This is a genomic window from Stenotrophomonas pictorum JCM 9942 (genome assembly GCF_001310775.1).
GTDB classification, from domain to species: Bacteria; Pseudomonadota; Gammaproteobacteria; order Xanthomonadales; family Xanthomonadaceae; genus Stenotrophomonas; species Stenotrophomonas pictorum.
In genome coordinates this window covers 1-1,404 of sequence record NZ_BAZI01000542.1, presented here as the reverse complement: position 1 = coordinate 1,404, position 1,404 = coordinate 1, and the positions used below count along the sequence as shown (strand labels likewise).

The following is a 1,404-nucleotide window of genomic DNA, read 5'->3' as shown; positions in this document are numbered from 1 at the left end:
CGAACCATGCGCACGTCCACGCCCAGCCGCTCCAGCGCGAACCGCACCGAACCGAGGTTGGCACCGCCCGCATCCACCAGTCCGACAATGCTCACAGGGCCCCCTTGGTCGATGGCAGCTGCGTGCCTTCGCGGCGGATGGCCTGGCGCAGCGCACGGGCCAGCGCCTTGAAGCAGGCCTCGACCTTGTGGTGGTCGTTGTCGCCTTCCACCTTGAGGTTGAGGTTCAACCCCGCCGCATCGCACAGCGAGCGGAAGAAATGGGGCACCAGCTCGGTGGGCATGTCGCCGACCTTCTCGCGCCTGAAATCGCCCTCGAACACGAAATACGGGCGGCCGCTGAAATCCAGCGCGGCGCTGGCCAGGGTTTCATCCATCGGCAGGGTGAAGCCGTAGCGACCGATGCCGCGCTTGTCGCCGAGCGCCTCACGCAGCGCCTGGCCCAGCGCCAAGCCGGTGTCCTCGATGGTGTGGTGCTCGTCGATATGCAGGTCTCCCTTGGCCTCAACTTCCAGCGCAAACCCGCCATGACGGCCGATCTGGTCGAGCATGTGGTCGAAGAACGGCAGACCGGTGCTGATCTTTGAACTGGCGACCTTGTCCAGATCGACAAAGACGCGGATCTGCGTTTCCTTGGTATCACGCTGGACGCTGGCCCGGCGCGGCGCGTCGGCCAGTTCGTGGGCGATGGCGTCCCAGTCCCAGTCGCCGCCGAACTGGCCGGTACGCAGCTGGAAGCCGCGGATGTTCATGTTGTCGGCGAAGGCGATATCGGTGGGACGGTCACCGACCATGGCCGAACGCGCCCAGTCGATGGAACGGTCCTGCAGGTAGGAGACCATCATGCCGATGCCCGGCTTGCGGTTGGGGCTGTTGTCGGCCGGCCAGCTCGGATCGATGAGCACATCGCGGAAGACGATGCCCTGGCTTTCGAAGATCTGCAGCATCAGGTTGTTGGGGCCATCGAAACTGGCCTGCGGATAAGCTTCGCTGCCCAGCCCGTCCTGGTTGGAGACGATCACGAACTGGTAGCCGGCATCGCGCAGCCTGAGCATGGCGGGGATGACATCCTTCACCAGCCGCACTTTCTCGTAGGCGTCGATCTGGAAGTCGGCCGGCTCCTCGATCAAGGTGCCATCGCGATCGACAAACAGAATGGGGGTCATGCGGCAGGCTCCAGCGTGGCAAGTGCGTCCAAGACGCGGTCGTTCTGTTCAGGGGTACCCAGGGTGATGCGCAGGGCGTCGTGCAGTTGCGGGGCGCCGCGCTGGTCGCGCACCACCACTCCGGCGGCCAGCAGGGCCTGGAATGCGGCCTGTGCATCGGCAAAGCGCACCAGCAGGAAGTTGGCATCCGACGCGTAGACCCGGCGCACCGCCGGCAGCGTCCGACAAAGCCGCCTGCA

Annotated in this window: 2 protein-coding genes and 1 pseudogene; all 3 read right to left on the bottom strand. The window is 65.5% G+C overall.

What is annotated here, in order from left to right; all coding sequences use genetic code 11:
* Positions 1 to 95 (bottom strand): annotated as a pseudogene (gene hisH, locus JCM9942_RS19255) (imidazole glycerol phosphate synthase subunit HisH); the annotation flags it as partial.
* The gene (gene hisB, locus JCM9942_RS15855) at positions 92 to 1,165 is read right to left on the bottom strand and encodes a bifunctional histidinol-phosphatase/imidazoleglycerol-phosphate dehydratase HisB (protein WP_054660827.1); all 1,074 of its coding nucleotides are present in this window, start codon (positions 1,163 to 1,165) and stop codon (positions 92 to 94) included. The gene hisB and the pseudogene hisH, both read right to left, overlap by 4 nt.
* Positions 1,162 to 1,404 (bottom strand): aminotransferase class I/II-fold pyridoxal phosphate-dependent enzyme (locus tag JCM9942_RS15850; RefSeq protein ID WP_157722991.1); only part of this gene is annotated, 243 nt, incomplete at its 5' end. The genes hisB and JCM9942_RS15850, both read right to left, overlap by 4 nt.